Origin of the sequence: Mycobacterium sp. E183, from assembly GCF_001667735.1 — a bacterium.
Classification (GTDB): domain Bacteria; phylum Actinomycetota; class Actinomycetes; order Mycobacteriales; family Mycobacteriaceae; genus Mycobacterium.
Genome location: NZ_LZJN01000166.1, coordinates 1 through 3,597 on the forward strand (window position 1 = coordinate 1; position 3,597 = coordinate 3,597).

General features: G+C 69.8%; 1 protein-coding gene and 1 pseudogene. Both read right to left on the reverse strand.

Annotated elements, in window-relative coordinates; translation table 11 throughout:
- Nucleotides 1-162: 162 nt before the first annotated feature.
- Nucleotides 163-2,838: pseudogene (locus A5691_RS19725) on the reverse strand (type I polyketide synthase); the annotation flags it as partial.
- Nucleotides 2,838-3,597: beta-ketoacyl reductase (locus tag A5691_RS19730; protein ID WP_156675513.1), on the reverse strand; the 760-nt coding region annotated here is incomplete at its 5' end. The gene A5691_RS19730 and the pseudogene A5691_RS19725, both read right to left, overlap by 1 nt.

Genomic DNA, 3,597 nt, shown 5'->3' on the forward strand with positions numbered 1-3,597 from the left:
CTCCTCCATCTCCGGCCTCACCGGTTCGCGGTGGCTGGCCCACTACACCGCCACCAGCGGCTACCTGGACGCCCTGGCGTACGCGCGGCACGTGATGGGATTGTCGGCGACGACGGTCAACTGGGGACTGTGGAAATCCCTGTCCGACGCCGAGCACCAATTCGGCCAGGTCAGCATGGGTTCGGGGCTGGTGCCCATGAACGACGAGGTCGCCATCGGCGCTCTGCCGCGCACGGTGTGGAGGTTGGTGCGGAAGGTGATGGTGTCGTCGGTATCGCGTTGCAGGGTGCCGGCGCTGACGTATTTGCTTCCGTGCTGGGCGGTGTGCAGGGTGTCGAGTATGGCTTGGGTGAGCAGGGGGTGTGCGCTGATTTCGATGAAGGTGTGGTGGTCGGTGCCGGCGTGGGCGATGGCTTGGTGGAAGTGGACGGGGTTGCGCATGTTGGTGGCCCAGTGGTCGGCGTCGAAGACCGGGCGGGTGTCGAGGTCGGGGTAGGTGGTGGAGATGATCGGGATGCGTGGCGGTTGGGGGGTCAGGTCGGCCAGTTCCGCGCGCATCGGGGGTTGCAGGGGGTCCATGGCCGGGTTGTGCGGGGAGACTTCGATGTTGACCCGGCTGGCGAACCGGTTGTGGGCGCGGACCTCGGCGATGAGCTGATCGATCTGGTCGGTGGGTCCGGCGATGACGGTTTGGCGGGGGGAGTTGTAGATGCCCAGGGTGATTTCGGGGTGCTCGGCGATCAGCGCCTCGGTGGCGGGCGCGTCGAGCTCCAGCAGGGCCATGCCGCCGTGCCCGGACAGCGGGGCCATCAACCGCGATCGCGTCGCGGTCACCCGCAATCCCTGGGCGGGCGTGAGCGCACCGGCCACCACGGCGGCGGCGACTTCGCCCATGGAGTGGCCGATGACCAGGTCGGGGGTGATGCCGTGGGCGCGCCACAGCGCGGTCAGCGCCAGCTGCATGCCGATCAGGCCCAGCTGGATCTGTTCGATGCCGACCAGTTCGCTGCCGGTGGCGATCACCTCGCGCAGCGAAAACCCGGCCTGGGCAACGAAATCGGGCTCCAACTCGTCGACCGCCGCGGCGAAGGCCGGCTCGTCGGCCAGCAGCAGGCGGCCCATGCCGGCCCACTGCGACCCGCGCCCGGAGTAGACGAACACCGTGCCCGGCCCGACCGCGCCCTCGCGGGGCAACACCACCCCGGGGGCGTGCTGGCCACCCCCCAGTGCCCGCAGCCCGGCCACCGCCTGGGCACGGTCGCGGGCGACCACCGTGCCAAATCGCGCCTGCCGGGCCCGGTGATGGTTGAGGGTGTGCGCCACATCGCCGAGGGCGACCCCGGCCCCGCCACCCTGCATCCACTCGGCCAGCACCGACGCCGTCGCCGCCACCCGCCGCGCCGTCTTACCCGACACCACCAACGTCGACACCCCGCCGTCGGGGCCGGCGTCGTCGACCGGCGCCAACCCAGGGCCCTGCTCGACGATGGCGTGCGCGTTCGTCCCGCCGAGACCGAACGACGACACCGCCGCCCGGCGAGGACCCGCATCGGACGGCCATTCGATGTTCTCGACGGGCACGAAGAGCCGGGTCGACGACGCGTCGATCGCCGGATTCCACTGCGAGAAGTGCAGGTTCGGCGGGATCTGCCCGCGCTGCACCGCCAGCACCGCCTTGATGAACCCGGCCACCCCGGACGCCGCCTCCAGGTGGCCGATGTTGGTCTTCACCGCGCCGAGCGCGCACGAGCCCGGGCCGCGCCCGTAAGTGGCTGCCAGCGCTTCGAATTCGATCGGATCCCCGAGCGCCGTCCCCGTTCCGTGGGCCTCCACGTAGTTGACGCTTTCCGGTGCGATGTCGGCCGACCGCAACGCGTCGGCGATCACATCGCATTGGGCGGCCGTGTTGGGCGCGGTGATGCCGTTGGAGCGCCCGTCCTGGTTGACCGCCGAACCCCGCACCACGGCCAGCACTCGATCGCCGTCGCGCACCGCGTCGGTCAGCCGCTTGAGCACCACGACCCCCGCGCCCTCGCCGCGGACGAACCCGTCCGCCGCCGCGTCGAACGTCGCGCACCTACCCTGCGGCGACAACAATCCCCAAGCCGAGATGGCGATCTGGGTCTCGGGCCGCAGCGTCGCGCTGACCCCGCCGGCCAGCGCCAGGTCGCTCTCGCGGGACCGCAGGCTCTGGCAGGCCAGGTGGATCGCCGCCAACGACGACGAGCAGGCGGTGTCCACCGCCACCGCAGGCCCACGCAACCCCAACAGGTAGGAGATCCGGCCCGCGGTGATGCTGTGGGAGTTGCCGGTTCCGGTATAGGCGTCCACCTGCTCCGGGCCGGCCGCCAGCATGGACTGGTATTCGTTGAAGTAGGCGCCGATCATCACGCCTGTTCGGGTGTCGGCCAGTGAATCCGTTGGAATGCCGGCATGTTCGAGCGCCTCCCAGGCGACCTCGAGCACCATCCGCTGCTGCGGGTCCATCGATGCGGCTTCGCGCGGGGTGATGCCGAAGAACTCGGCGTCGAACCCCGCGATGTCGGGCACGAAGCCGCCCCACTTGGTCGTCATGTGACCGGGCGTCAAGGGGTCGGGGCTGTAGAAGGCCTCGGCGTCCCACCGATCCGACGGGATCCCGGAGATCGCATTCCGGCCCTCGACCAACAACTCCCAGAAGCTGTCCGGTCCGGTCACCTCGCCGGGGAATCGGCAACCGATCCCCACCACAGCGATGGGTTCGGCCGTCACGGTGCGGGCGGCACGGGCGAATTCTTCGGACAGAGCGGTGCGCTGCTGCGCCGTCATGTCCGAGACGCGGCTGAAGAGACTGCGCATTACGCGGGCTCCTCGGCGGTGACGGAGGACGACTCGATGCGGTCGAACAAACTGTCCAGCGTGCTTCCCGCCGAGGCGGACAACGCCGCGATCTCGTCATGTCCCGAATCCCCTTCGGGCGCGACCATTTTGGTGAGCTGGTCCGCCAGCGCGGCGACGGTGGGGTGATTGAACAGCATGGTGGTCGAGATTTCAACACCCACCAAGGTCTCCGCCTCCCGGCGAATCGCCATGGCGCCCAGCGAGTTCAGGCCGAGCTCGGCGAGTGGCCGATCGCTTTCCAGCTCCGGTTCGGGAATCCGCAGTTCCCGGGCGACGATGCCGCGCAGCCCGCTTTCCAGCTCCCGGCGCACCTGCGCAGGTGTCAGGTGCGACCAGTCCTTCGCCGGGATCAGGGCGGCGCCCGCCGAGTCCGGAAGCAGGTCGTCGACGATGTGCAGTGCGCCGCGGATCCGATAGGCCTCCGCCAGCAGCGGCCAATCCGCGTCTACCACAACCGAATGCGCCCCGGCGGCGGGACTCGACACCAGGGGAAGTGCCGTGATGGCGGTCTCGTCGTCCATGGGCACCAGGCCGGTTCCGACGCTGACCTGACCGGCATCACCGTCGCTGTCGGCCAGTAATTTCCACAATCCCCAGTTGACCGTGGTGGCCGCGAGCCCCAGGCTGCGCCGGGCGTACACCAGGGCGTCCAGGTAGCCGCTGGTGGCGGTGTAGTGGGCCAGCCACCGCGAACCGGTGAGGCCGGAGATGGAGGAG